The organism is Sphingomonas paludis (genome assembly GCF_053502515.1).
Genome location: NZ_CP187558.1, coordinates 2,291,859 through 2,317,858 on the forward strand (window position 1 = coordinate 2,291,859; position 26,000 = coordinate 2,317,858).

Below are 26,000 nucleotides of genomic sequence, written 5' to 3' on the forward strand. Positions count from 1 at the left end.
CGGACGATCCCGCCGTCAGGCCGAAGGGTCGGCGACCGCCGGCGCGGTCGCGGCCCGGCTCTTCGCAGCCGATGCGGCATAGGCGGCGGCCATGCCGCTGATCAGGGTGCCGGCAACCAGCAGAACGATGACACGCTTCATGGACGATCCCCTCCCATCAACTCCCGAACATCGGTCAGCCGCCCGGTCACTGCCGCAGCGGCCGCCATTGCGGGCGACACGAGATGGGTTCGCGCGCCCGGCCCCTGGCGTCCTACGAAATTCCGATTCGAAGTGGAAGCGCAGCGTTCGCCCGGCGGCACTTTATCCGGGTTCATCGCCAGGCACATCGAACAGCCCGGTTCGCGCCATTCAAAGCCCGCTTCGACAAAAATGCGGTCCAGCCCCTCCGCCTCCGCCTGGCGCTTGACCAAGCCAGAGCCGGGCACGATCAGCGCCTGACGGATGCCGCTGGCCACGCGGCGGCCCTTCACCACCGATGCCGCCGCGCGCAGATCCTCGATCCGGCTGTTGGTGCAGCTGCCGATGAAGATATGCTCGACGGGCACATCCTGCATCCGCGTGCCGGGGGTCAGGCCCATATAGGCGAGCGACTTCCGCGCCGCTTCACGTTTAGACGGATCGGCGAAACTGTCCGGATCGGGCACGGTGCCGGTGATCGGCACCACATCCTCGGGGCTGGTACCCCAGGTGAGCGTGGGGGCGATTTCCTGTCCCTCGATCCGCACCACCCGGTCATATTCGGCGCCCGGATCGGTGGCGAGCGTGCGCCAATAGGCGACGGCCCGGTCCCATTGCTCGCCCTTCGGCGCCATTGGCCGCCCCTTCAGATAGGCGAAGGTCGCCTCGTCCGGTGCGATCAGGCCGGAACGCGCGCCGCCTTCGATCGACATGTTGCTGACCGTCAGCCGCCCCTCGACCGACAGATTTCGGATCACGTCGCCGGTATATTCGACGACATAGCCGGTGCCGCCCGCAGCCCCCGTGCGCCCGATGATGTGCAGCACCACGTCCTTGGCCGTGACCCCCGGACCCAGCGTGCCGTCGACGCGGATTTCCATGGTCTTGGATTGCTTCAAGAGCAGCGTCTGGGTGGCCAGCACATGCTCCACCTCGCTGGTACCGATGCCGAAGGCTAGCGCGCCCAGTGCGCCATGCGCGCTGGTATGGCTGTCGCCGCAGACCAGGGTGGTGCCCGGCAGGGTGAATCCCTGTTCCGGGCCGACGACATGGACGATCCCCTGCCGCTCGCTCAGCGCGTCGATATAATCGATGCCGAATTCCGGCGCGTTGCGGCGCAAGGCCGCCAGCTGCTGGGCAGAGGCGGCATCCGCGATGGGCAGTTCAGCGCCGCTGGTATCGACGCGTGCCGTCGTAGGCAGGTTGTGATCGGGCACCGCCAAGGTCAGGTCCGGCCGCCGCACCCGGCGTCCGTTGGCGCGCAGACCATCAAATGCCTGGGGACTGGTCACTTCGTGCACCAGATGCCGGTCGATGAAGATTAGGCAGGTGCCATCGTCCCGGCGCTCGATGACATGATCGGCCCAGATCTTTTCATAGAGGGTGAGCGGTTTCGATGCCATAATGCCGCTCCCTTAACCTTTTCGGTCGCGCGAGCAAGCATCGGAGACATTTTTGACCTACAAGCGCGGCTATTGCCCAGCCTCGACGATCGCATCGATCAGCGCCGGATAGGCCTCCGTCCCGGTCGCCCGGTTGAACAGGCCAAAGGCATGATTGGTCGGATAGCCATTGTCCCAGTACATCGGCACCAGTCCCCGCTGCCGCGCGGACCGGGTGACATAGCGGTTCCATGCGGTGCGATAGGTGCCGGCGGGATCATATTCGGTGCGCAGGATCGCGCCATATTCGCCCAGAATCACCGGCACGCCCCTGTCCAAGAACGCACTCTTCATCTTGTCGAACTGTGCGTCGGTATATGCCTCCCCGCCCCAATTCGGCGTGTTGGCCGAACTGGTCGCGCCCGAACCCCATTGCCACAGCGTGCTTTTTTCGTTCAGCGCGAAATCATAGGGGTCGTAATAATGCACCTCCATCATCATCCGTCCGTCTACGGTGTCGGTCGGCAGGGTCGCGTTGCACGACAGGGTGTAATCGATGTTGGTGTTATAGCCCTGAATCACCAGATACCGGCTGGCATTCGCCCCGCCGGTTGCCCGGACCGCCTCGACAAAGGCCTGGTTGAACCCGCGCTGGACGGCGCAATTCTCGGCGGTCGGTGCGCTATAGACATCGGTGACGGTGATCTCGTTGGTGCCCGCAAACAGTACGCGGTCGTCGGCATCGCGGAATCGCGTCGCAATCTGCGTCCAATAGGTCCGCAACCGCGCCGTCGCCTGGTCCCGCGCGGCATTGGTCGGCTGCAGCCAGCCGCCGTCCCAATGCACATTGATGATGACCGTCAGTCCGGCATTGCGGGCATAGCCCACCACCTGCGCCACCCGGTCGAGCCAGGCCGCGCTGATCCGGTCGCTGCCATCGGCATATTGCCGCCAGGCGACGGGGATCCGCACGCTTTTGAAGCCTGCAGCGGCAACACCGTTCAACAATGCCTGGTTGACCACCGGGTTGCCCCAATGGGTTTCCTGTGACGAGGCGAACAGCGCTCCGGTCTGGTTCACCGCCTCCAGCGAATTGCCCAGGTTCCAGCCCGGCGACAGCGTCGCGGCGAAGGCGAGTGCAGTGGCGGGCGTCGGTGTCGGGGAAGGTGATGGCGAGGGGCTGGGCGCAGGCGTTGGGCTGGGCGTCGGCGTTGGGGTCGGCATGGCGACGGGCGGGCTCTGGATCGGCCCGGCGCTGGCAGCACCGCCCGATCCGCCGCAACCGGCCAGAATCATCGCCAATCCTGCCATTGCGCCGTGCCGCATCGCGGTGCGCGCCTGTCGAGCCGTCATCTACCTCTCCCTCTTATAGAGGGTAATTTATCATATCTTTCAGGATTAGGAAGTCGTGACGGGCGAGACATAGTCCGGCCGGTGGTCGAACGGCAGCGCCTTCCCGCTGCGAACGGCCCCCAGCACCGATCCGAAATCCGTATCGAACCGGAACCCCAGGTCGCGCTGGATCGCCAAGCTGTCATAGACCCGACTGATGCTGTCGGGCAGCCGCCAGCCGCGCGCCGCATAGAGCGCCGGCGCATCGGGAAAATGCCGGGCGATGACGGAGGCGGCATCCCGCTTCAGTTCAGCGGCCTCTTCCCGGGCAAAGGGGGTCGGCGCGCTGACGATATAGGTGCCAAAGCCGATGCGCGGCGCAGCGTCCAGCGCGGCGACATGGGCACGGGCGGCATCCTCCACCGTCAGGCGACGGTTCAGGAACTCGTTGGCCTTCAGATTCTCACCCGGCGGATCGCCCAGCGTATCGTCGTCCTCTGGAAAGAAACGTCCCGTTCTCAAGGTGACGACGTTCAATCCTCGCGTCGCGTGATAAAGGCGCACCAGCTGTTCGGCGGCATATTTGGTGACGCCGTAGATATTGCGCGGCTCGATCGGGCCACTCGTCTCGTCCAGCCAGACCGCCGCATCGCCGGCTTCATCGCGGATCGCCTGGCTGATCATCAGCGAGGTGGTGGAGGTGAAGACGAACCGGTCGTTCCCGGCAGCGACCGCTGCCTCCAAGAGGTTCAGCGTGCCAGCGACATTGACGTCGATGAACGCCTGCGCCGGATACCGGGCGATGTCGGGTTTGTGCAGCGCGCCGGAGTGGATCACGGCGCTGATCCCCTGTTCGGCAAACACCCGGTCGATCAGCCCGCGATCCGCGACCGATCCGATCACCTGCGTATCCGCCCCCGGCGCGACATCCATTCCGACGACATGGTGCCCGGCATCGCGGAGCATCGGAGCGAGAAACCGGCCGAGCCAGCCGGAAGAGCCGGTAAGAAGGATCGTCATGGCGGCGCGTGTTGCAAAATCGGCAAAGCCTGTCGAGTTGGGTGCGACCATGTGTTCCTGCGAAAGCAGGAACCCAAAGCCTTAAGCGATGCCTTATGCTGCTCCAGGCTCCGGCTTTCGCAGGAGCACGGCAGGTTGATCTGATGCTCGCCTTTACCCTGGCGCCAAACTCCGCCTAACCTGCCGTCAACAACGGGGACCTTATCCGAATGCGCCTTATGATCCTTGCCAGCTGGCTTGCCGTCAGCTCCCTTGCCCTGCCCGCCGCCGCTCAGCCCGCGCCTGCCCCCAAGGCCGAGGCGAAATCCGAGGCCGCCATCGCACCCCCTGTCCGGTCCGAAACCCGCCACAGCGGCACCTTTGGCGGACAGCGGATCAGTTACCGCGCGATAGCCGGCGACACCTATCTGAAGGACAAGGACGGCAAGCCGCTCGCCTCGATCACCTCCTATACCTATCTGAAGGACGGGCCGGTCGATCCCAATCGTCCCGTGACCTTTCTGTGGAATGGCGGCCCCGGTTCGGGATCGTTGTGGCTGCACATGGGCGCGTTCGGGCCGAAGCGGGTCGTGGTGCCGGGGGATGCGCGGGACGACGGTGCCCCGCCCTTCCCCATCATCGACAATCCCGAATCGCTGCTGGACGTCACCGACCTGGTGTTCATCGATCCCGTCGGAACCGGGTTCAGCCGAACGTTGGGGCAGACCGATCCAAAGGACTATTGGGGCGTGACCCAGGATGCCCGGTCGATGGCGCAGTTCATCCGGCTCTGGCTGAACGAGCATGGACGCTGGAACGCGCCCAAATATATCGGCGGCGAAAGCTATGGCACCACCCGCTCCGCAGCGGTGATCCGCGAGCTGGAGGGCAGCTACACCGACGTGACGGTCAACGGCATCATCCTGATCTCCGCGATCCTGGATTTCAGCATCGCGGCGGAAACGCCGGGCAACGAACTGGCCTATGTCACCAACCTGCCCAGCATGGCGGCGACCGCATGGTATCACAACAAGGTCGCTGATCGGCCCGCGACGGTGGAAGCGTTCGTCGAGGAAGCGCGCGCCTTTGCCATCGGCCCCTATGCCGCCGCACTGCTCAAGGGCAACAGCCTGAGCGCCGGGGAGCGCTCGGCGATCCTGCCGCAACTGTCGCGCTTTACCGGCGTGTCCCAGGCCTATCTGGCCAATGCGGATCTGCGCCTGTCGCCCGGGCGGTTTTACAAGGAATTGCTGCGCGACCGGGGCCAGACCATCGGGCGGCTGGATACGCGCTATACCGGCCGCGACTATGACAATGCGGGCGAGGAGCCGGACAACGACCCCAGCTTCTACGGCATCGATGGTGCCTATACCGCCGCGATGAACCAGTATGCACGCGAGGTGCTCAACTATTCGCCCGACCTCACCTATTCCGCGATCGGCGGGGTGGGCGACTGGGACTGGAAGGTCGGCGGCCCGCGCGGGGGCGAGGGATATCTGAACGTCGCGCCCTGGATCGGCCGCGCGCTCAGGGAAAACAGCCAGCTGCGAGTCTGGGTAGGCCAGGGCTATTATGATTTCGCCACGCCCTTTTTCGGGGCGGAATATTCGCTGAACCGGACGGGCATGCCGACGGATGGCCGCATCCAGTGGCATTACTACCATGCCGGGCACATGATGTATGTCCGCGACGAAGACCTGAAAAAGCTGACGGCGGACCTGCGCGGGTTCATCCGCGCGCGATGAGCCAGGGTGCACAGATTGTCGCACGGACCCGTGTCTATGACGGTTGGTATCGGCTCGACCGGCTCAGTATCCGGCTGTCGGACGGGACGCTGGTCGAGCGCCACCTGCTTGACAACGGATCGGCCGTTGCCGTGCTGCCCTATGACCCCGATCGCCGCACCGCACTGTTGATCACCCAGCCGCGTGCTGCCGTGCTGGATGCTGGACTGCAGCCGCTGCTTGAGGCGATTGCCGGCAATCTCGATGCCGCCGATCCCGAGACACGCATCCGCCAGGAGGCGATGGAGGAAGGCGGCCTGGCGCTCGGCCCGCTGGAGCCGGTCGCCAACATCTGGCCGATCCCGCCGGTGTCGACGGAACGGGTGCAACTCTATCTGGCCCCCTATTCAGCCGCCGATCGGGTTGCGGGTGGCGGCGGTGCAGCCGACGAACATGAAGCGATCGAAGTGGTCGAAATCGGCCTGGACCGGCTTCGCAGGCTCGCTGAAGCCGGGGAACTGGTCGATGCCAAGACCCTGGTGCTCGCGCAGGCGCTGATGCTGCGCCACCCGGAGCTGTGGGGCGGCTGAAGGTCTACACCAGCTATGTCCGAACATTTTTTTGATCGTCGCCCCGGCCTTGAGCCGGGGCCGGGCTTTTTTTTCATCCGGCCAAAGAAGAAGAGAAGTGGAAGCCGAGCCCCGGCTCAAGGCCGGGGCGGCGAGATTTGAGGTGGGAAGGGCAATCGGCCAGCGTTCAAGCCGTGGCCAGCGCGACCTCGTAGGCAGCGGTCGTCTTGGCCGCCACTTCCTCCGCCGTGACGTCGGGGGCCAGTTCGATCAGACGGAACGGCGACTGGTGGTCGGTACGCTGGAACACGGCCAGATCGGTGATGATCATGTCGACCACATCCTTGCCCGTCAGCGGCAGGGTGCATTGGGGAATGAACTTGGCGCTGCCGTCCTTGGCCGTGTGCTCCATCACCACGATGATCCGCTTGACGCCTGCCACCAGGTCCATGGCCCCGCCCATCCCCTTGATCATCTTGCCGGGGATCATCCAGTTGGCGATGTCGCCGTCCTGGCTGACCTCCATCGCGCCCAGCACGGTCAGGTCGATATGGCCGCCCCGGATCATGGCAAAGCTGTCGGCGCTGCTGAAATAGACGCTGCTGGGCAATTCGCTGATCGTCTGCTTGCCCGCGTTGATCAGGTCGGGGTCCTCCTCACCCTCGAACGGAAAGGGACCGATGCCCAGCATCCCGTTTTCGGACTGCAGCGTCACCTCCACGCCCTCCGGGATGTGATTGGCAACCAGCGTCGGGATGCCGATGCCCAGATTGACGTAATATCCGTCCTTCAGCTCGCGGGCAGCACGGGCGGCCATGTCGTCGCGGGTCCAGGGCATGGGATCAGTCCTTTTCAGCGGGGGATACGGGGGACGGCGATACCGTCGGTGCAGGCGCGCGCGCCGGATCGCGCCAGCGGGTGGCGGCGGGAAAGACCGCGTCCATCCCGCCCTTGATCGCCGGTCCGTAAACGGGGTTGGGCAGGATGAACCAGCCGTCCCCCCACAGCGCGGCAAAGCGGGGCGATTCGGCAAGCGCCCGGCGCTGCGCAGGGTCCAGCGCTGGGGCATTGAACAGGTCGGAAAAATCGCCCAGCTGGTCGCCGACCATCGCAATGACGCAATAGGTCTGCTCGACCGCCTGGCGTCGCATATCCTTGCCCGAATCCCCGGTGCTGAGCAGCAGCGTCTTGCCGGGTTCACTGGCCCCGAAGCCGAGCCGTTCCAGCGCGGCGGCGGTATAGGCTGCGTTCAGCGCCGAGCGGTTTGAAATGAAGACGACGGTCAATCCCAGCGCGCGCGCGTTCGATACGCTGCGCACCGCGCCGGGCACCGCGACCAGCCGGTCGATGCCGGTCTGTTCCCATCGTTGCCACCGGTCCGACGAATAGCCTTCGCCCGATGCGATGCTGTCGCTCTCATAGCCGGCGTTCAGCACCAGGGTTTCATCGATATCCATCACCAGCGCCAGGGGACGATCGCCACATTCCCGGAACCTGGGATCCTCCGGGGTCGATCCGGCCTGTGGCACCATCGACATGACCAGGCTGCCGACCACCCGCTCATCGACGCGTTCGCGCAGGAACCGGTCGAGCGTGGCATAGACCTGCTGGCTGATCGCCGACGCTTCGGCGGACGCATACAGATATTGGGCGGATGCGGGCACGGGAACGTCCGCCTGCGCCTGTGACGTCGCGGTTGTCGGGGAAGGGCGCGTGGGCTGGGCCGCCGACCGGGACGCCGCCTGTTGCGGGTCCAGTGCATCGCGGCCCAGCTTGACCGCGGCGGCGGCCGGGACAAGCGCTGCGACGCAGCCACCCAGCATCACCGAACCGGCGAGCATCAGCCCAAGGACCGCCTGCCGCTTCACCCCGCCAGGGGCTCCGCACGGGGACGCGTCGTCCGAAACTCGATCTTCTTGTCATAGGGCGCGCCGACGATCATGCGTTTCACATAGATCCCGGGCAGATGGACGTGGTCGGGATCGATGCTGCCCACGGGCACCACCTCCTCCACCTCCGCCACGCAGATATCGGCGGCGGTGGCCATGGGCTGGTTGAAGTTGCGGGCGGTCTTGCGAAAGATCAGGTTGCCCGCCTCGTCCGCTTTCCACCCCTTGATGATGGCCAGGTCGGCGCGAATGCCGCGTTCCAGGATATATTCCTGTCCGTCGAACAGCTTCACCTCCTTGCCCTCGGCAACCTTGGTGCCCACGCCGGTCTTGGTATAGAAGCCGGGAATGCCCGCCCCGCCCGCCCGGCATCGCTCGGCCAGCGTCCCTTGCGGGCAGAACTCGACCTCCAGCTCGCCCGCCAGATATTGCCGCTCGAACTCCTTGTTCTCGCCGACATAGCTGGAGATCATCTTGCGCACCTGGCGGGTGCGCAGCAGCTTGCCCAGCCCTTCGCCGTCCACACCGGCATTGTTGCTGGCGATGGTCAGCCCGGTGACGCCGGCATCGCGGATCGCATCGATCAGCCGTTCGGGAATGCCGGACAGGCCGAATCCGCCGGCGCAGATCGTCATGTCGTTGCGCAGCAGCCCGTCGAGCGCGGCAGCCGCAGAGGGATAGAGCTTGTTCATCGGCGAATCTCTCCCATTACCTGCCGGGCGATAGGCAGCCGGGACGCCGGTGGTCAAGCGAACCTGAACTGCAATTCACCTTTGCCCAGTGCCGCCAAAGCATCCGAAACGGGCAGGTTGCTTACCGGTGATTAACGGGAATGGCGGTATGTTTCCGCGATGCAAGGAAGCTATTCGATCGAGATTGTTCCGGATCGGAACCTGGCGCGAATGACGTTGCGGGGGTTTTTCACCCCGGAGCTGCTGGCGGCGTTCATTGCCGATCGGAACCGCAGCTATCAAAAGCTTGCCCCTGGGCATCTGACCGTAGCGGACGTGCGCGACATGCATATTCAGTCGCAGCATCTGGTCGACGGGTTTCGCCGGTTGCTGGCCGATCCGAAACATCAATCGCGCAAGCTGGCGTTCGTCAGCGCCTCTTCGCTGGCGCGGATGCAATTGATTCGTGCCGCGGAATCGCGGGTCGCCCGATTGTTCGACACGATGGAGGCGGCCGAGGCCTGGCTGTTTTCCAACGACCCCGGCGAGCCGCTCGCCCCAAATCTGAAAAGCCTGGTCATCACCCGCTGAACGGCTTGGCGGGCGCTTGCCCCCTGGTTAGGGTCGCGCATGAGCCGTTCTTCGACGCCATCCCACCCCGCACCCCGAACCGGCGGGCGCATTCTGGTCGACAATCTGATGGCGCAGGGGTGCGACCGCATCTTCCAGGTGCCCGGCGAAAGTTTCCTCGCCGTTCTCGACGCGCTGCACGATACCCCCGCAATCGATGTAGTCACCTGCCGCCAGGAAGGGGGCGCAGCATTCATGGCCTGCGCCGATGGCGCGCTGACGGGGCGGCCCGGCATCTGTTTCGTGACCCGCGGGCCAGGCGCAACCAATGCCAGCATCGGCGTGCATGTCGCGCGTCAGGATTCCATCCCGATGATCCTGTTCGTGGGCGACGTCGATCGCGGGATGCGCGACCGCGAAGGCTTTCAGGAAGTCGATCTGGTGGCGATGTTCACCCCGCTCGCCAAGCTGGCGCTGCGGATCGACGATGCCGCGCGCATCCCGGAATATGTCGCGCGGGCCTATGCCGTGGCGATGAACGGGCGGCCCGGCCCTGTGGTCGTCGCGCTGCCGGAGGATATGCTGCGTGACGTCGTGGCGCCGGTGGATCGCCTTCCTGTGCAACGGGTGCAGCAGAAACCGGACCCGTTGCTGGTCGACGAGGCGGTTCGCCTGATCGGACGGGCTGAACGACCCGTGGCGATCATCGGCGGCGCTGGCTGGACCGATCATGCGGCACGATCTGTTGCCGTCTGGGCCGAGGGGGCGGGCGTGCCGCTGGCCTCCGCCTTTCGCCGCCAGGACGCGGCCGCCAACCGATCATCCGTCTGGGCCGGCAATCTGGGCTATGGGCCCAACCCCAAACTCGTCGACCGGGTCCGCAACGCCGATGTGCTGTTGGTGCTTGGCGCGCGTCTGGGTGAAGCGACGACCGATGGTTATGCGCTGCTAACGCCGGATCATCCGGGACAGACGCTGATCCATGTGCACCCCGATCCGGCCGAGCTCAACCGGGTCTATCGCGCCGATATTGCGATCTGCGCCGACACGGCGGCGTTCGCCGGGGCCCTGCCGACGAACTCTGGCAAGTTGAAACCTGTCGGTGCGGCTGCCCATGCGGATTACCTCGCCTGGTCCACTCCCAACCCGCGCGACGGCGTGGCACTGGACCTCGGCCAGTGCGTCATGGCCATGCGCGAACGGATGAGTGCGGATTCGACCATCATCTGCAACGGGGCGGGCAATTTCTCGGCCTGGTGGCATCGCTACTGGCGCTACGGCGAATATGGGACACAGCTTGCCCCCACATGCGGTGCGATGGGATACGGCGTGCCCGCCGCAATAGCGGCCGCGCTGCGCTGTCCGGACAAGACCGCAGTGGCGGTAGCGGGCGATGGCGACTTCCTGATGAACGGTCAGGAACTGGCCACGGCGGTTCAACATGGTGCGAACCTGATTGTCATCCTGGTCGACAATGGCGGATATGGCACGATCCGCATGCATCAGGAGCGGGAATATCCTGCACGCCTGTCCGGCACGACGCTCAACAATCCAGATTTCGCCGCGCTTGCCCGTGCCTATGGCGGCTGGTCGACCACAGTCGAGCGCACCCAGGATTTCGGCCCGGCGCTGGATCAGGCGCTGGCCCGCTCCGGCCTCCGGCTCCTGCATCTGCGCACGGACATCGAATTCATCACACCCGGCACCACCATCGAAGCGATCCGTTCGACCTGACCGCCAATGGCCGTCAGTTGAGCGGTAGGGCGCGCGTAGCTAGCAGCGGCGGCCGCTGAAATCCCGGACCACCCGCCGCGACCAGCGCCGCCTGTTCATCGCTGATCCGGGCGCGCGCCGACCAGTGGCGGTACCGGCCGGTGCCGATCAGGCTGCTGAGCGGCCGGCCCGTCGATCGCCAGAACGCGCCGGCGGCCAGGGGCGGATAGCCGGCATTGTGCAGCAACCACGGGGCCAGCTGGTCCGCCTCGGTTTCGGTCTGCCGGATCAGCCGCTTGCTGCGCCCGAAGATCGACCCCAGACCCCGCGAAATGCCGGCAGCGGTCAGCCGGTCGGGATGGTTCAGCACGACATGGGCCAATTCGTGCGACAGGATGGCGGCCAACCTGGCATCATCCTGTTCCGCATTCATCAATCCGGTGTTGATCTGGATCACATCTCCGTCGGTCGCTGCGTTGATCGAGGCCGCGGGCCGCAATTCGATGCGGGCCGTGCAGGCAGGAACGATCGCGGGTGTCACGGTGACGGTCTCGCCGCCTCGCTTGAGGGTCAGGACCGGTGCCTTGCCATCGGCCGGACCGTTCAGCCGGGCCATGAGCTCCGCCAGCCCCGCGATGCCGTTGGCAGCCGGTGGGGGCGTCCGATCGATCGCCACGATGGAATCACCGGCGCGGACACCCGCCCGGTCGCCGGGCGATCCGGCAACGACGCCCAGTACGGCAAACTCGGACTGGAACCCGAATGCCTGCTGCAGCGCGGCATCGTCGACGTCTGCGTAGGAAGAGCGGGCATGAACGACGAGCCCCGATTCCCCGCTGATCCGGTCGCATATCGGGGCATTGGCAGTGCGTAGCCGCCAGGCGATAGTCGCCAGCCGCAAATCCGCCGCCGCGAGGGCGCGTAGCGATTCGGTCGCTGCTGAATCGGCGGCGACATTCGCCCTGACCGACCCGTCAACGCCAGTCAGCGACAACAGGATCGCCGCGAACAACAGCATGATACGACGGGTCAACTCGGATTCTCCAAACGAATATTGTCGAGTCAGCGCGGTGTTTCCGCAACTTGTCGATTTTCGACCTGTCAAAACTGGACGTTTGCGGCCCGATGTGCAATCCGGCCCTCGCCTTTGGTGATGCGCGACGGAACTTTGAGTGCAGTGCATCATTTTTGGGTTGCCATTTCCGACCGTTCGGATATAACGGCATTGTAACTGAGCAAGAAAAGGGAACTCCCATGCGCGTTTCGAAACTGATGCTTGCGGCCGCTGCGGCCTCCATCGCAATGACTGCCACTGCAGCTTCGGCTGAAACCGTGACGCGCTCGGCCAAGGCCCTGCCTGCGGTTTCCAAGGCTCCCGTGACCAACGTCCGTACCGCTTCCAAGCTGAAGAAGACCAGCGGCGCCGGCGAAGCGATCGTGTACGGCGCGGCTGCGCTCGCGTTCGGCGCTGGTCTGTATGTCCTGATCGACGACAACGAAAGCGAGCCTGACACGGCGAACTGATCGCCCATAACAGGCTTTCGTTACAAGGGCGCCGGGCACTGCGTGTCTGGCGCCTTTTTTTGCGCCTTGTTCCGACGCTGTCCTGATCGTTCCCCGTATTCGGCAATGCCGTTTGGGACGTTTATGATTTTGCCATTGCATGTCGGGCGCGCTATGGCTGCGCCAATGCAATTGAGGGCCCTTGCATTGAAGATCCAGTCGTTCCTGCCGATCGCGCCGCTGTTGTTCCTGGCTGCGTGCCAGACCACCGCCGATCGATCGCTTCCGCGCGGCGCAGAGGCGTACAACCGGTTTCCGTCCGTCGACCAGAACGTGCCGCTGGAGGCATACCGGCTGGGGCCGCTCGACCTGATCAAGGTCACGGTGTTCCAGGAACCGGAACTCAGCTTCGATCAGCTTCAGATCGACGCGTCGGGCAATCTTTCCTATCCCCTGCTCGGTTCGGTCCGGGCGCAGGGCGAAACGGCCGAACAATTGTCGCTCAAGCTGGCGCAGCTGCTCAGCGTGCAATATCTGGTCAATCCCCAGGTATCGGTGACCGTCGTGTCTTCGACCTCGCAACGCGTGACCGTCGAAGGCAATGTGAACGATCCGGGCGTGTATGAGATCGGCGGCAGTTCGACCCTGCTCGAATCGCTTGCTCGCGCGGGTAGCCCGACACGCGTCGCCAAGCTGGACGAAGTGATCCTGTTCCGAACGATCAACGGTCAGCGATTCGGGGCCGTGTTCAACGTCGATGATGTCCGCAAGGGTCGCGCCCCCGATCCGCAGGTGCTGGGCGGCGACGTGGTCGTCGTCGGGTTCAGCGCGGTCAAGGGTGCGTTCCGTGACTTCCTGGCTTCCGCGCCGTTGATCGGCGTGTTCCGCACTTTTTGATTAGGAATGCCTTGGTGAACGTTGAATCTGCCCCGCCAGTGTCCAGGGCCGCTCCGATTGCGGGCGTTGACGACTATCTCGACCCTGCCATCCCCGGCGACGAGGGCAACGGGTTCGAAATCGATTTCCGGTCCATCTGGCTTGTCATCCGGCGCAACCTGATCCTGATCGTCGGGGTGGTTGCGCTCGCGCTGGCGATCGGCCTAGTCATCACGATGTTGATGACGCCGCGTTATTCGGCCCAGACCAGCCTGCAGATCGAACAACAGGCAGCCCAGGTGCTGGAAGGCGGCCAGGGCGTCGAGCCGGCGACATCGTTCCAGGATGTCGAACGCTATCTGCAGACCCAGGTGGATGTGCTGCAGAGCCGCGCAATGGCCGAACGCGTGGCCCAGTCGCTGAACCTGTTCAACAATTCCGATCGCTTCTTTCAGGAAATGGCGATCACCCCGCCGGAACCCAATCCGACCATCAGCCGTCCGGATCAGGTCCGCAACCTGATCGTCGGCAGCATCATGGACGGGCTGACCGTCGAATTGCCGCGCGATTCGCGCGTCGTCACGATCACGTTCGAAAGCGCCGGTCCGCGGATCGCGGCCCAGATCGCCAATGCCTATGCGAACGAGTTCATCAAGAGCAGCCTGCAGCGCAAGTTCGACAGCACGGCCTATGCCCGCAACTTCCTGGCCCAGCAGCTGGCAGAGGCCAAGACGCGCCTGGAATTGTCCGAGCGTGAACTGAACGCCTATGCCCGCGAAGCCGGGCTGATCCGCACCAACACCACGCAGCGCGGTCCGTCCGAAACCGGCGGCGGTTCAAGCGGCGCATCCGTGACGACGGCCACGCTGGTCCAGTTGAACCAGGCGGCCAACAACGCCACGACCTCACGCATCCTAGCCGAGGAAAAATGGCGGTCGGTGCAGGGCATCCCGCTGCTGAGCATTCCCGAGGTGCTCGGCAACGCGTCCATCCAGGGTCTGTTGCAGCAACGCGCCACCATTAGCGCCGAATTGAACGACGAGCTTGCCCGTCACCGCGAGGGGCACCCGACGGTGCTGCAGATCAAGGCCCGCCTGGCCGAGACGAATGTTCAGATCGAAAATATCGCCACCGGCATCCGCCAGTCGCTGCGCCAGCAATATGAAAGCGCGCGCGAGCAGGAACAGTCGCTGGCAAGCCAGGTCGATACCCTGAAAAGCGATACTCTGGCCGAACAGGATCGCAGCGTTCGGTACAATATCCTGCAACGCGAAGCGGACACCAACCGCACCCTGTATGACGGTCTGTTGCAGCGCTTTAAGGAAATCAGCGCATCGGCCGGCATCACGGCCAGCAACATCTCGATCGTCGATGCGGCAACCATCCCGCGCGGCACGTCGTCGCCCAAGGTGTTCCTGAACCTTGCACTGGCGTTGCTGGCCGGTCTGGCCATCGCCGGGATCGTCGTGTTCGTCCGCGAACAGCTGGACGATGCGATCCGCGGTCCGGAGGACATCGAACGCAAGCTGGGCCTGTCGACTTTGGGTCTGATCCCCATTTCGCAGGAGCCGTCCATTCTGGACGAGCTGGAAAATCCGCGATCGGCCGTGGCGGAGGCGTACAACTCGCTACGGGTGTCGCTGCTCTATTCGACGCCGAACGGCCTGCCGCCCTTGCTGCACGTCACCAGCACCGAACCGGGCGAAGGCAAATCGACCACCAGCTTCGCCCTGTCGCGCGGGCTGGCCCGGCTCGGCAAGCGCGTGGTGTTGATCGACATCGACCTGCGTCGTCCGGCGCTGCACAACATGATGGCAACCGAATCCTCGCCGGGCCTGACCGATCTGCTGATCGGCAATTTCAGCCTGGATGCAGTGGTTCGCCCGACGGACCAGGAGGGCTTGAGCTTTATTCCCGCCGGCCTGATCCCGCCCAGCCCGACCGAATTGCTCGGCCATCCCCGGCTGCAGGAACTGCTGACCGAATGTCGCAAGCGGTTCGATGTCGTCGTGCTCGATGGCCCGCCGGTGCTTGGCCTGGCCGATTCGCCGCTGCTGGCTGCGTTGACCCGGGCAACCATTTTCGTGGTGGAGGCGGACCGGGGCCGGTTCGGCGCGACCAAGACGGCGCTGCGTCGTCTGCAGAACAGCCAGACCCATGTGATCGGCGCCGTGTTGACCAAGTTCGATCCGAAGAAGACGGCCGGCGGATATGGTCATTACGGCTATAGCTATTACCATTACGGCAGCGAAAAAGCCGACGCCTGATGGTCAGTCCGTTCCGAACGGCCCGTTTGGTGGCTTGTCTGGCCGCGCTTGCCGTGGCCGGGGGCCTTTGCACAGTCTCGGCGCTCGATCGGATCAACGAACGCCGATCCACGACGACGCGGTTCTGGCTGGGTGCCGACGCGGCAGGCAGGGTTGCGCTGAACCGGACCCGCGACGAGGATCTGGATGGCGCACTTGCGGCCGCCCGCGCCTATGTACGCACCGACCCGCTCGATCCCGACGCGACGGCTGTTCTGGCGACCATTCTCGTTGAACAGTCTGCCTTTGCAGAGGCGGATGCGGCATTCCGGGTCGCCGGGCAGTTGGGATGGCGCAATGTTCCGACGCAACTTTACTGGCTCAGCCAGTCGCTTGCGGCGGATGACATCGACAATGCCCGGCTGCGGCTGGACGCGATCCTGCGACTGCGCGTGAACAATCCGCTGGTCGCATCCGGTTTGTTGCAGATGGAACAGACCGAAGCGGGCACGGAAGCGCTGATCGAATTGTTGCAGAACGATCCGCCATGGCAGGACCGATTCGTGCGCGGCGTCAGTCAGCTACCGGATGAACCGATGCAACAGCGGATCAACCTGCTGGTCGCTGCACGCCGGGCGGGGGCACCGATCAACTGCACCTCGGTGGCGGCACCGGTGACGACCCTGCTCAACAAGTCGAAATCAGCGGCGGCCCGGCAATTGTGGGACGGGACCTGCGGCCAGCCCGGCAAGGGACTGGTACGCAACGGCGATTTCGAATCCACCGACCAGGAATCGGCAAGTCCGTTCGCATGGACCTTCTTTGCCGAGGGCGGAGTCGATGCCAGCATCACCGCTGCCCCCGCCCCGCTTTCCGGCCAGGCGCTGACCGTTCAGTCGACGCTGCCGCGTGAAGTTCAGATAGTGGCCAAGCTGCTCGACCTGGAACCCGGCAGCTATCGCCTCGCGTGGCAGTCGGTCGATGAAAATGGCGAGCGCGATGACGGATTTCGGGTCGGCATCCTGTGCAATCAGTCGCGCCAGGTGCTGATCGATCCGGGCAGCAGCGTGACCCGCACCGGCCGAACCAGCGCGGTGCAGTTCAGCGTTCCCGAAAACTGCATCGTTCAGCGCTTGACGATCCATCGGGTCGCGGGGGGCCTGGGCAGCGGGGGCCGCGGCTGGATGGACGATCTTTCGATCACGCGCACAGGTGCCGCGTCATGAGCCGGCCAATGGACCGTCGCATCGGCGACAATGCCGCATCATCGATACCGGATCGGCACCGGCTGATCATCGCAGCGGTCGTGCTGTCAGCGTCGATCCTGTTCGGCGGCGGTGGCACCCCTGCCCCGCTCAGCGAACTGGTGGTGCAGCTGGTGGCGATCCTGGGGCTCGCGCTGTGGGCGATCCTGCCGAACCGGGGGCCTGACCAGTCGGTCGACCGCTGGATCATGCTGATCGTGGCCGGTCCGGCGATCCTTGCCGGCCTGCAGCTGATTCCGCTGCCGCCCGCCATCTGGCAGAGCCTGCCCCAGCGCAGCGTCGAGGCAGAGGCGCTGGCGCTGGTCGGCGGCGCATCGCAGTGGATGCCGCTCAGCGTGACCCCGGTCCGCACGCTCAGCGGCCTGTTGTCGATCATCCCGCCGATGATCCTGGCCTATATGACGATCAAGCTGTCCGAACGGTCGCGCACCTGGCTGTTGCTCGTCTTTGCCTGTCTGGGTGCCCTGGCGGCGATGGTGGGAACGATCCAGATCGCCAGCGGCAACGGCAATCTGCTGCGCTTTTATGCCAGCACCCATTACGGCTATGCGACCGGGTTTCAGGCCAGCCGCAATCTTCAGGCGGACGTGCTGCTGATGGCGGCAATGGCGACCATGGTGCCGATCGCGGCAATGGCATTGCGCCGCAACGACCGGAACCGGCAACTACTGGCGATCGTTCCTGCGCTCGTCCTGCTGCTGTCGGTCGTCCTTACCGGATCGCGCGCCGGCTTCGTCTTCATCCCTTTGGCGGCGTTGGGATCGGCCCTGATCCTGATTCGCCCGAGCCAGTTGCGGAACCGGAAAGTGATCGGCGCAGGGATCGGCGTGATCGTCCTGACCGGCATCGCCTTTCTGGCGCTGCAAAACAACAACCAGATCGCCCGGACGCTGGCCCGGTTCGAGGAACAGGACGCGGTGCGGCCGCAAATCTGGGAAGACAGCCGGTTCGCCGCCGAACAATATTGGCCGCTTGGCGCCGGTGTCGGCAGTTTCCAGACGGTATTTCCGACCGCAGAACGGCTGGAATATCTGCGCCCGACCTATGCCAATCGGGCGCATAACGACTATCTGGAAATCGCCATCGAAACCGGCGCCGTCGGTCTGGCGGGGCTGTTGCTTGCCGCCATCCTGTTGCTTGCCCGGATGATCGGCATTGCCAGGTCCAGCCCGTCGCGTGAGCGATATGGCCATATGATCTTTACGGTGTTCGTGCTGGCGATCATCGGCCTGCATTCGCTGTTCGATTATCCGCTTCGCACCATGTCGATTGCCTGCATCGCGGCCGTCGCGGTCGCCTTGCTGTCGAAAGCGCAAACGGTGCGCGCCAGCCGCCGATCCGCTCTAACCGATGCCGTTGCAGACGCCGACCGTGCCGCGCGGACGTCGCGTATCGAGTAACTATATGCTGCAGGAATGCCGCACCGCCCGATCTGTGCGATATGGGGTCATCCGGCAGGTCAATTTTCTATTGTGCTCTGCACCATAGACCTCATAAGACGGCCGTCGAGCGTTAAGGGGGAACGCTCCTCGGCTGATGCCCACACCCCTAGCATTGCTATCGAAAAGGTGTTGACCATGACTGACAAGATCGCCCTCGTTACGGGAGTGACCGGCCAAGACGGCGCTTATCTTGCGCAACTGCTGCTGGATAAGGGGTATCAGGTTCACGGCATCAAGCGGCGGTCTTCGTCCTTCAATACCGGCCGCATCGAGGACATCTATCAGGATCCGCACGAACAGAACCCGCGGTTCCACCTGCATTATGGCGACATGACGGACAGCACCAACCTGATCCGCATCGTCCAGCAGGTAAAGCCCACCGAAATCTACAACCTGGCGGCGCAGAGCCACGTCGCGGTCAGCTTCGAAACGCCGGAATATACCGCGAATGCCGACGCCATCGGCACGCTCCGCCTGCTTGAGGCGATCCGTATCCTGGGCATGGAAAAGACCTGCCGCTTCTATCAGGCATCCACGTCCGAGCTTTACGGCCTGGTCCAGGAAGTGCCGCAGCGGGAAACCACGCCTTTCTATCCCCGTTCGCCCTATGCGGCGGCAAAGCTCTATGCCTATTGGATCGTCGTGAACTACCGCGAAGCCTATGGCATCCACGCGTCGAACGGCATCCTGTTCAACCACGAAAGCCCGCTGCGCGGTGAAACCTTCGTGACCCGCAAGATCACCCGCGCTGCGGCCGCGATCAAGCTGGGCCGCCAGGAAAAGCTGTGGCTGGGCAACCTGGACGCCAAGCGCGACTGGGGTCATGCGCGTGAATATGTACGCGGCATGTGGCTGATGCTGCAGCAGGAAGAGGCGGACGACTATGTCCTCGCCACCGGCGAGACGACCCCGGTGCGCACCTTCGTCGAATGGGCGTTCGAAGATGTCGGCATTACGCTGCGCTGGGAAGGCGAAGGCGTCGATGAAAAGGGGTACTGCACCGAAACCGGCAAGTGCCTGGTCGAAGTCGATCCCCGCTATTTCCGTCCGACCGAGGTGGAACTGCTGATCGGCGATCCGGCAAAGGCCAAGGAAAAGCTGGGCTGGTCGCATGAAACGCCGGTTCGTGAACTGGCTCGCGAAATGGTGCTGTCCGATCTGGAAACGATGAAGTCGGCACCGATTGCCAAGGATGCCTGAACAAATTGTCAGTTCCCGATCGGATTTTATTGGGGACTCAGCAATTTCCACAGTATCTAATCTGACTATAGTAGCTTAGCGTAACACGAGTTCGGGCACTGGTTCAAAATGAGCCGGTGCCCGATGTGTGACCGGCAACATTCGACAGTACAGGGTAATGATGATGCGGGGGCGTTTGTGGGTTAGCTCGCTGGTTAGTGCTGCCTTGCTTGTGGGCTGTAGCGGTGGCGGCGGAGGCGGTTCGATCGGCGCGCCGGCGCCAACCCCGCCAATCGGCTCGCCTGCTCCCGCACCGGCCCCGGCTCCAACCCCGACGCCTACCCCGGCACCCACGCCGCCGGTTGCGGCGATCAACGACAGTTATGTGCGGGTCGCGGCCGTGCCCAGCATGGATTCGGCCACCTATGGCCGCCGGTCGTTTCAGGGCATTCCCGCCATTGCCCGCACCGGCAAGCGCATCTGGACCGTCTGGTACGGCGACGTCCGGGTGCCGTGGGTCGGGGAGGCAGCGGGCAACTTCCTGATCCTGCGCTATTCGGACGATGGCGGCAAAGCCTGGTCGCGGGATTTCTATCTGTTGCCGGCCAATCCGGCGACCGACCGCGCATTCGATCCGCAACTGTGGACGGCGCCCGACGGCAAATTATGGGTGCTCTATGCCCAGTCGGGCAATAACCAGACCTATGACGGGCAATTCGGCGTCTGGGCAAATGTCATCACCGATCCGCTTGCCGCGACGCCGACGTTCGAGCCCGGGTTCTGGATGGCCGACGGCGTGCCTGGCCGGCCGTTCCTGATGAACGGGCAGTGGCATATCCCGATCGACGTCTGGCGGGACAAGCCCCGCTTTCCTGCGCGTGCGGGCATTTTCCTGTATCGGCTGAACTGGCAGGATCGCACCGCCACGCCGGTATCGCGCCTGCCCAACGGACCGGCGGCGAGTTTCGACGAAACCACCATGGTCCAGTTGCGCAACGGCCAGATCCTGGCGCAGTGGCGGACCGGCGGCGGGGTGTATCAGAATATCGGGAGCTCGAACGGCCTGTCCTGGGGCACGCCCGCTCCCTTCACCGCCTTTCCCACCGCATGGAGCCGCCATATCCTGGTGCGCAGTCCCAGCGGACGGCTGATCATGGCGTTCAACCGGCTGGCCCCGAACCGCGTTCGCACCGACCTGACCCTGGCGATCAGCGAGGATGAGGGCCTGACCTGGCCCCATTCCGTCGTCATCGATAACCGGCATCAGATTTCCTATCCGATCATCGATTTCGACGAAAATGGCGACGTGCTGGTCGTCTATGACTTCCAGCGCGCGGCGGGGCGTGAAATCGTGCTGGCGCGCACCACGGAGGCGAACATCATTGCCGGCAATGCCACGGTCACGCGGACGCTGGCATCGATCTACGGCCAATAGGCCGCCGCGCCTGCCTTTCAGTCGATTGCGCCCAGCACGATCGACTGAAATGCCGCGCCGAACGCCTGCACCCGCCGGGGCATCGCCGCCTCCGCCTCGGCACGGGCGGCAGCGCGGTCGCGGGTGGCCGACCATTCGGCGGCCATGGCGTCGGCCAGCGATTCCGCCGAATCCGCCTGGAAAAAGCGGCCATGCGGCGGGGCTTGCTCCAGATGGACGGGAATGTCGGACAGGATGATCGGCAGACCCAGCGATTTCGATTCCTCGACCGTGGTGCTCCACCCTTCGAAATTCGACGGATTGATCAGCGCGCGCGCGCCCAGCATCAGCGATCCCAGCTCGGCCAGGCTGACGATTCCCAACGGCCGGAACCGGTCGGCGACGCCCAATTCGGCCGCCCGCGCCATCAGGCGCGGGAAATGATCGGGGTTACGGCTGTCTTCCGTCTTGCCGGTGCACAGCACCAGCGGCACCGGGCCGCGCGTGGCCAGGATGCCCAGCGCCTCGATCACCAGCGCGTGATTCTTGTGCGCCCAGAACTGGTTGGGCAGATGGTAATAAGGCTCGTCAAAGCCGAACCGCTGCTGCAGCTCGGCGACCGGCACCACCGGCCCCGCGCTTTCGAACCCCGATACGAAGTGCAGCACACTCACCTTGTCCGCCGCATCGGGCGCGAAGCGGAGCAGATCGCCGCCCGCATCGGCACTGGACACCAGGATACGGCGGCTGCCGTCGATCAACCGTCGGAACTGGCCGTCCCGGTCCGCACATTCGGCGGGCGAAAAGAATTGCGGCATCCGGACATGCTGGAAATCGGGAATCCAGTTGAGCGACGGCCAGCGGCTTGCCGGACCGAGCGTGCCGGAATGGGACAGCAGGTCAATGCGATGGGCAGTCATCAGCCGTTCCAGCGCCAGATCGCGGCCGATCAACCGACGCGAAACCTTGCCCGCCTTGCGCATCACGCTCTGCGGATCGGCCAGCGGCGTGCGCACGACCTCCACCGCAGGAAACCCGGCCAGCATTTCCGGCGGCTGATCGGGCGGCACCATCAGCACGGGTTCGATGCGCCGATCGGGCACGGACAGGATCGCCGAAATGAGGTTGCGCCGGTAATTGAGGCCCCCAAGCCAGCCAGTCGAGCGATCCGCAATCACAAAGCCGACCCGGATCATGGCGCACCGTCCGCGAACCAGCGGGCATAAAGGTCCAGTTCCTCGCCCAGCACGCGTTCCGCCCGCCAGCCGAGCGCATGGGCGCCCGATACGTCGCCAACCAGGTGCGGCGGATCGCCGGGCCGCGAATGGCCGGAAAAGGAAAACGCCCCCGGACGGCCAAGCGCCGTCGCCAGCGGGGCGATGATGTCGCGGATCGCCGTCCCCTGCCCCGTCGCGCCGTTGACGATGGGGCATTCGGTATTCGCCGCCTGACCCGCACGCAGCAGCAGATCGGCCGCATCATCGACGTGCAACCAGTCGCGGCTTTCATCGCCCGTGCCGCCGAACTGTGCGGCACCGCGCGTCAGCTTGTCACAACTGTCCCACAGCAACTGTTTGCGCAGGCCCCGGCCATAGACCGAAAACAGCCGGACGATCGCGGCCGAAACGCCGAAATGCGCGGCATAGGACCGGCACAGATCCTCGCCCATCCGCTTGTGCAGACCATAGGGGGACATTGGCCTGAGCGGCGCATCGACGGGGATCGGCAATTGATCCACCGACCCATAGACCCCGGCGCTGGACGGCAGCACGACCCGCGCCGACGGCCGGTGCAGCCGGACATATTCCAGCACGTCGCGCGTCGTCAGGACCGAACGGTCGAAATCCTGCGCCGGATGCGACATCGAAAAGGATACCGCGCCGCTGCCCGCGCAGTGCACGATCAGGTCGGGATCGCCGCCATAGGAAACGATGGAGTCCAGCGAGACATTGGCGGCATGCCATTCGGACAGGCCCCATTCCCGCCATTCCGTCCGCGTCCATGCGCCGTGACCGATGCCGCGCACGACATGACCGGCCGCTGCGGCTGCGCGGGCGACGTGCCGCCCGACAAAGCCGAACGCACCGGTGACCAGAACCGTTTGCGGCATCAGCGGGGTTTGCGCGCGATAAAGCTGTACAGCCGGCCGGGCGCCGTCATCCGCGCACCGCGCATCGCCAGCAGTGCATCGGGCACGAGTTCGCCCAGCGGCGCCAGCCCGAGCTTGCCCGCCCAGCGGCGCTTTATGTCCGCCATCGATGCCGGGGCCAGATTGACGTCGCTTTCCATGGGGTTCAGCGTGCGTTCCAGCCGCAGCCCGGCCTGGGTGATCGCATCCTGATATTCGGTCACCAGATAGGCATATTCGCCGCCATACAGGTCGTGCAGCGGATGCGACGCCTGAAACGCCGGGATGTCGGCATGGCTGGACACCACATGTTCGCGGGTGCCGGCAAAGGTGCCGCCGGGCTTCAGCACACGCGCCACCTGTTTCATGAAATCCTTCAGGTCATGGGCATGGTGCATCACCGCCCGGCAATGGACGACATCGAAGGACGCGTCGTCGAAGGGCAATTGTTCGCCCCAGGTTTCGACGACCGAAATGGTCACGCCGCCCGCCTGGGCCAGGCCGCGGATCGCGCCCGCGCCCACAATGTCGCTGGGGTCGGGTTCCAGCGCCGTGGTCGCCCAGCCATCGCTGGCAAAAGCAAAGGCGGAAATGCCGCGCCCGGAACCGATGTCCAGCGCCGTGCCGCCCGGCGCCGGCAACAGGCGGCGCAGCGCCCGCCATTCGGTGCTGGCATGAAAGCGGCGCGCCGCATCGATCAACGGATCGTCATAATAACAGGCCCGCACCAGTTCCGCCTGATCCGGCCGGTCCCGCAGCGATTGCACCGCCTGTTCCCACGTCATCGTGCTGCTCATCCGTCCATTCCCCTCGCTGGGCCGTCACGCCCCGTATCCGCCATGCCATCCGTGCCGTTCAGCCCCGTGCGGATCAACCGCGCGGGATTGCCCGCAACTACGCTGTTCGCCGGCACGTCGCGCGTCACCACGCTGTTGCACCCGATCACCGCACCCTCACCGATTGTAACGCCAGCCAAAATGGTGGCGTTGAAGCCGATCCAGGCCCGGTTACCGATATGGATCGGCGCCATGCGGACATGGCTCCAGTCCTTTTTGCCGACATACCAGTCCCGCACGTCGTTACACCGTTCATTCCATTCCAACGAATGCGAATGATGGTCAACGATCGTGCATCCCCACGAAATCAGGACATCATCGCCGATGCTGATTCGGTTCGCGGAAATGATGTTCGAACTGCCGATAAAGCTGTTCGCGCCGATGCTCACATGCGCTTCCGGCCGGTCGGCGACGATGGCGCATTCCAGCATGGTGCCGGGGCCGACCGTAAGAACGGCCGGAATGCGCCCGGCCAGCTTGGCGAAACGGACCTTGGCCGTCGGATCGATCGACACGCCGGACCGCGCCAGCACCCGCTTTCGCGCAGCATTTTCGCGGATCGAGCCGAGCATCGCACGGGGATTCAGCGCCTTCATGCGTGCCTCTTAAGGAAAATGGCCATTGGGAGCGCAGTCGTGACCAGATAGACGCAGATGGTGGCCCACGGGACCACGGCGATGCCATAGATCGGCAACAGCCACAGCTTGGCCGAAATCGCGCCCGCTGCCGTCAGGATTGCGGTAACGACCTGAAACCGCACGGCCCGCATGCCGTTCAGATACATGGACGACGCCCCCACCGACGCCTCGATCGTGCGCCAGACGGCAAACCCGACCAGCAGCATGAACGGCACCTCTACAATGGAGGTGCCCACCCACAGTCGGATGAGGGTCGGCCCGGCAATGACGAAGATCAGACCGATGGATGCAGCGATACCTGCAGAAATCAGCGTGGCGCGGACAAGCATCCGCCTTGCCCATGCCTTGTCGCCCCGCGCCAGCGCTTCGCCAAAGGCCGGCCACAGCGGCGTCACGGCCAAGCCGACGATCATCGATGCCATGGCGAACAGGCGGTCGGGCACGGCATAGCTGGCGACGGCGGACGCGCCCAGCTTTTGCGCGATCAGCACACTGTCCGACGTATAGGCAATCGCCACCACGATCTGCAGCACGAAAAACAGCATGCCGGTGCGGGCCAGGTCGGTGCCGTGGATCCGCGACACGCTGGCGCGGCGGGGGGCACAATCGGGGCGGATGCGAGTGAAGAAGATCAGGCTGTTGATCAGCGCGATCAGCACCGGTGCCCCGACATAGGCCGCGACCAGCCAGGGAAGCCCCGCCTGCATCCAGATCGCCAGCAACACCCCGCACAGCGCGGTCAGGCTGGCCACGCACTGCCACAGGCTCGACATGAACCCCATCTGCAGGCCCAGCTGCACCCGCTGAACCACCGTCAGCGGCAGCATCAGCGCGAAACAGGTGATAAAGACAGCGATTGCCGGCCCGGACTCAGCTCGTGCAAGCGGGGTGGCCACGTTGAACACGCGGAACCAGTCGACCAGGCCATAGGATGCCGCCAGCACCGCCAGGATCGCCAGCGCGATCATGCCGAGCATGGCAAAAGCGGACGAGACATAGGCGCGGATGCCATCCTGTTCGTCGCGCCCGCTCGCCTGCGACACGGCGGTCAGCACGCCGTTGCCGATGCCGAAATCGGCAAAGGACAGCATGGCGGTGATCGCCGACATGGTCATCCACATGCCATAGCGTTCGGCGCCCAGATAATGCAGCGTCAGCGGGACGGAAATCAGGGCGGTGGCGATCGACGTGCCCTTGGCCAGCGCCGATGCGAGCGCGGTCAGCAGGACGCGGCGCATCCGTTCCTTGGCCCGCCCGTCCGCCGTGCTGACGTCGAATCCGCGCAGCCGCAACAGGGGCAGCATTTCGCGGGTGCGGCGAAAGACGGCGGCGGACATGCCGCGCTCTATGCCCCAACACCCCATGGGTGTCCACTATGCTGCAGCGCATCATTCTGGTGCATCTCGCACCTGCACAACACAGTGGTTGTCACGGGCGAGCGCAC

The 26,000-nt window shown here is 64.7% G+C and carries 23 protein-coding genes and 2 pseudogenes; 11 read left to right on the forward strand and 14 right to left on the reverse strand.

Annotation, left to right across the window (positions count from 1 at the left end; genetic code table 11):
- Positions 1–15: 15 nt before the first annotated feature.
- From ACPVPU_RS11005 to ACPVPU_RS11020, 4 genes are all read right to left on the reverse strand, one after another.
- The gene (locus ACPVPU_RS11005) at positions 16–141 is read right to left on the reverse strand and encodes a hypothetical protein (protein ID WP_448657985.1); all 126 of its coding nucleotides are present in this window, start codon (positions 139–141) and stop codon (positions 16–18) included.
- A complete protein-coding gene (gene leuC / locus ACPVPU_RS11010; RefSeq protein WP_448657986.1) occupies positions 138–1,583 on the reverse strand; it encodes a 3-isopropylmalate dehydratase large subunit in 1,446 nt (481 codons plus the stop codon). Before leuC ends, ACPVPU_RS11005 begins: the two co-directional genes overlap by 4 nt.
- A 69-nt stretch (positions 1,584–1,652) precedes the next feature.
- Positions 1,653–2,915 carry a glycoside hydrolase family 5 protein gene (locus ACPVPU_RS11015; RefSeq protein ID WP_448657987.1) on the reverse strand — a complete coding sequence of 421 codons (1,263 nt, stop codon included), beginning with the start codon at positions 2,913–2,915 and terminating at the stop codon, positions 1,653–1,655.
- 45 nt (positions 2,916–2,960) lie between these two features.
- A complete protein-coding gene (locus ACPVPU_RS11020; RefSeq protein WP_448657988.1) occupies positions 2,961–3,914 on the reverse strand; it encodes an NAD-dependent epimerase/dehydratase family protein in 954 nt (317 codons plus the stop codon).
- 209 nt (positions 3,915–4,123) lie between these two features.
- Here ACPVPU_RS11020 and ACPVPU_RS11025 point away from each other — a divergent pair, with 209 nt between their 5' ends.
- Together ACPVPU_RS11025 and ACPVPU_RS11030 are read left to right on the forward strand one after the other, a co-directional pair.
- The gene (locus ACPVPU_RS11025; RefSeq protein WP_448657989.1) at positions 4,124–5,638 is read left to right on the forward strand and encodes a S10 family peptidase; all 1,515 of its coding nucleotides are present in this window, start codon (positions 4,124–4,126) and stop codon (positions 5,636–5,638) included.
- Entirely contained in the window at positions 5,635–6,207 is a 573-nt protein-coding gene (locus ACPVPU_RS11030) for an ADP-ribose pyrophosphatase (RefSeq protein ID WP_448657990.1), read from the forward strand. Before ACPVPU_RS11025 ends, ACPVPU_RS11030 begins: the two co-directional genes overlap by 4 nt.
- Before the next feature lie 166 nt (positions 6,208–6,373).
- On the opposite strand, the gene ACPVPU_RS11035 is transcribed toward ACPVPU_RS11030, so the two are convergent.
- From ACPVPU_RS11035 to ACPVPU_RS11045, 3 genes are read right to left on the reverse strand one after another with little or no spacing between them, the layout of a single operon-like run.
- Complete coding sequence (locus tag ACPVPU_RS11035; RefSeq protein ID WP_448657991.1) at positions 6,374–7,024, reverse strand: CoA transferase subunit B; 651 nt, start codon at positions 7,022–7,024, stop codon at positions 6,374–6,376.
- 4 nt (positions 7,025–7,028) lie between these two features.
- Positions 7,029–8,054 (reverse strand): 5'-nucleotidase, lipoprotein e(P4) family, encoded by a 1,026-nt coding sequence (locus ACPVPU_RS11040; RefSeq protein ID WP_448657992.1) that lies wholly within the window; start codon positions 8,052–8,054, stop codon positions 7,029–7,031.
- A complete protein-coding gene (locus tag ACPVPU_RS11045; RefSeq protein ID WP_448657993.1) occupies positions 8,051–8,767 on the reverse strand; it encodes a CoA transferase subunit A in 717 nt (238 codons plus the stop codon). Before ACPVPU_RS11045 ends, ACPVPU_RS11040 begins: the two co-directional genes overlap by 4 nt.
- A 210-nt stretch (positions 8,768–8,977) precedes the next feature.
- Between ACPVPU_RS11045 and ACPVPU_RS11050 the strand changes: the two genes are divergently transcribed.
- Both ACPVPU_RS11050 and ACPVPU_RS11055 read left to right on the forward strand, forming a co-directional pair.
- Positions 8,978–9,337 carry a hypothetical protein gene (locus ACPVPU_RS11050; protein WP_448657994.1) on the forward strand — a complete coding sequence of 120 codons (360 nt, stop codon included), beginning with the start codon at positions 8,978–8,980 and terminating at the stop codon, positions 9,335–9,337.
- A 39-nt stretch (positions 9,338–9,376) separates the two neighbouring features.
- On the forward strand, positions 9,377–11,050 hold the full coding sequence (locus tag ACPVPU_RS11055) for a thiamine pyrophosphate-binding protein (RefSeq protein ID WP_448657995.1): 1,674 nt from the start codon (positions 9,377–9,379) through the stop codon (positions 11,048–11,050).
- A 13-nt stretch (positions 11,051–11,063) separates the two neighbouring features.
- Here ACPVPU_RS11055 and ACPVPU_RS11060 read toward each other — a convergent pair whose 3' ends face one another.
- The gene (locus tag ACPVPU_RS11060) at positions 11,064–12,062 is read right to left on the reverse strand and encodes a M48 family metalloprotease (RefSeq protein ID WP_448657996.1); all 999 of its coding nucleotides are present in this window, start codon (positions 12,060–12,062) and stop codon (positions 11,064–11,066) included.
- A gap of 50 nt (positions 12,063–12,112) precedes the next feature.
- Here ACPVPU_RS11060 and ACPVPU_RS11065 point away from each other — a divergent pair, with 50 nt between their 5' ends.
- The 7 genes from ACPVPU_RS11065 to ACPVPU_RS11095 all read left to right on the forward strand — a co-directional run bounded on the left by ACPVPU_RS11065 (position 12,113) and on the right by ACPVPU_RS11095 (position 20,975).
- Entirely contained in the window at positions 12,113–12,553 is a 441-nt protein-coding gene (locus tag ACPVPU_RS11065; RefSeq protein WP_448657997.1) for a hypothetical protein, read from the forward strand.
- A gap of 165 nt (positions 12,554–12,718) precedes the next feature.
- Complete coding sequence (locus ACPVPU_RS11070; protein WP_448657998.1) at positions 12,719–13,429, forward strand: polysaccharide biosynthesis/export family protein; 711 nt, start codon at positions 12,719–12,721, stop codon at positions 13,427–13,429.
- 14 nt (positions 13,430–13,443) lie between these two features.
- Positions 13,444–15,675, forward strand: coding sequence for a GumC family protein (locus ACPVPU_RS11075; protein ID WP_448657999.1), 2,232 nt, complete (start codon positions 13,444–13,446; stop codon positions 15,673–15,675).
- Positions 15,675–16,880, forward strand: a complete 1,206-nt coding sequence (locus ACPVPU_RS11080; protein ID WP_448658000.1) for a tetratricopeptide repeat protein — start codon at positions 15,675–15,677, stop codon at positions 16,878–16,880. The genes ACPVPU_RS11075 and ACPVPU_RS11080 overlap by 1 nt, the downstream gene beginning before the upstream one ends.
- Entirely contained in the window at positions 16,877–18,319 is a 1,443-nt protein-coding gene (locus tag ACPVPU_RS11085) for an O-antigen ligase family protein (protein WP_448658001.1), read from the forward strand. Before ACPVPU_RS11080 ends, ACPVPU_RS11085 begins: the two co-directional genes overlap by 4 nt.
- Before the next feature lie 177 nt (positions 18,320–18,496).
- A complete protein-coding gene (gmd, locus tag ACPVPU_RS11090) occupies positions 18,497–19,561 on the forward strand; it encodes a GDP-mannose 4,6-dehydratase (RefSeq protein WP_448658002.1) in 1,065 nt (354 codons plus the stop codon).
- Between the two features lie 388 nt (positions 19,562–19,949).
- Positions 19,950–20,975 carry a sialidase family protein gene (locus tag ACPVPU_RS11095; protein ID WP_448660499.1) on the forward strand — a complete coding sequence of 342 codons (1,026 nt, stop codon included), beginning with the start codon at positions 19,950–19,952 and terminating at the stop codon, positions 20,973–20,975.
- A gap of 17 nt (positions 20,976–20,992) precedes the next feature.
- Here the strand turns inward: ACPVPU_RS11095 and ACPVPU_RS11100 are convergent, their stop codons facing one another.
- The 6 genes and pseudogenes from ACPVPU_RS11100 to ACPVPU_RS11125 form a co-directional block, all read right to left on the reverse strand.
- Positions 20,993–22,150: a glycosyltransferase family 4 protein gene (locus ACPVPU_RS11100; RefSeq protein WP_448658003.1), complete on the reverse strand. Its 1,158-nt coding sequence runs from the start codon at positions 22,148–22,150 to the stop codon at positions 20,993–20,995.
- Positions 22,147–23,064: an NAD-dependent epimerase/dehydratase family protein gene (locus tag ACPVPU_RS11105; protein WP_448658004.1), complete on the reverse strand. Its 918-nt coding sequence runs from the start codon at positions 23,062–23,064 to the stop codon at positions 22,147–22,149. The genes ACPVPU_RS11100 and ACPVPU_RS11105 overlap by 4 nt, the downstream gene beginning before the upstream one ends.
- Complete coding sequence (locus ACPVPU_RS11110) at positions 23,064–23,879, reverse strand: class I SAM-dependent methyltransferase (RefSeq protein WP_448658005.1); 816 nt, start codon at positions 23,877–23,879, stop codon at positions 23,064–23,066. Before ACPVPU_RS11110 ends, ACPVPU_RS11105 begins: the two co-directional genes overlap by 1 nt.
- A 68-nt stretch (positions 23,880–23,947) precedes the next feature.
- A pseudogene (locus tag ACPVPU_RS11115) lies at positions 23,948–24,100 on the reverse strand (DapH/DapD/GlmU-related protein); the annotation flags it as partial.
- A gap of 117 nt (positions 24,101–24,217) precedes the next feature.
- Positions 24,218–24,514 (reverse strand): annotated as a pseudogene (locus ACPVPU_RS11120) (hypothetical protein); the annotation flags it as partial.
- Positions 24,511–25,893, reverse strand: coding sequence for an oligosaccharide flippase family protein (locus ACPVPU_RS11125; RefSeq protein ID WP_448658006.1), 1,383 nt, complete (start codon positions 25,891–25,893; stop codon positions 24,511–24,513). The gene ACPVPU_RS11125 and the pseudogene ACPVPU_RS11120, both read right to left, overlap by 4 nt.
- Positions 25,894–26,000 lie beyond the last annotated feature (107 nt).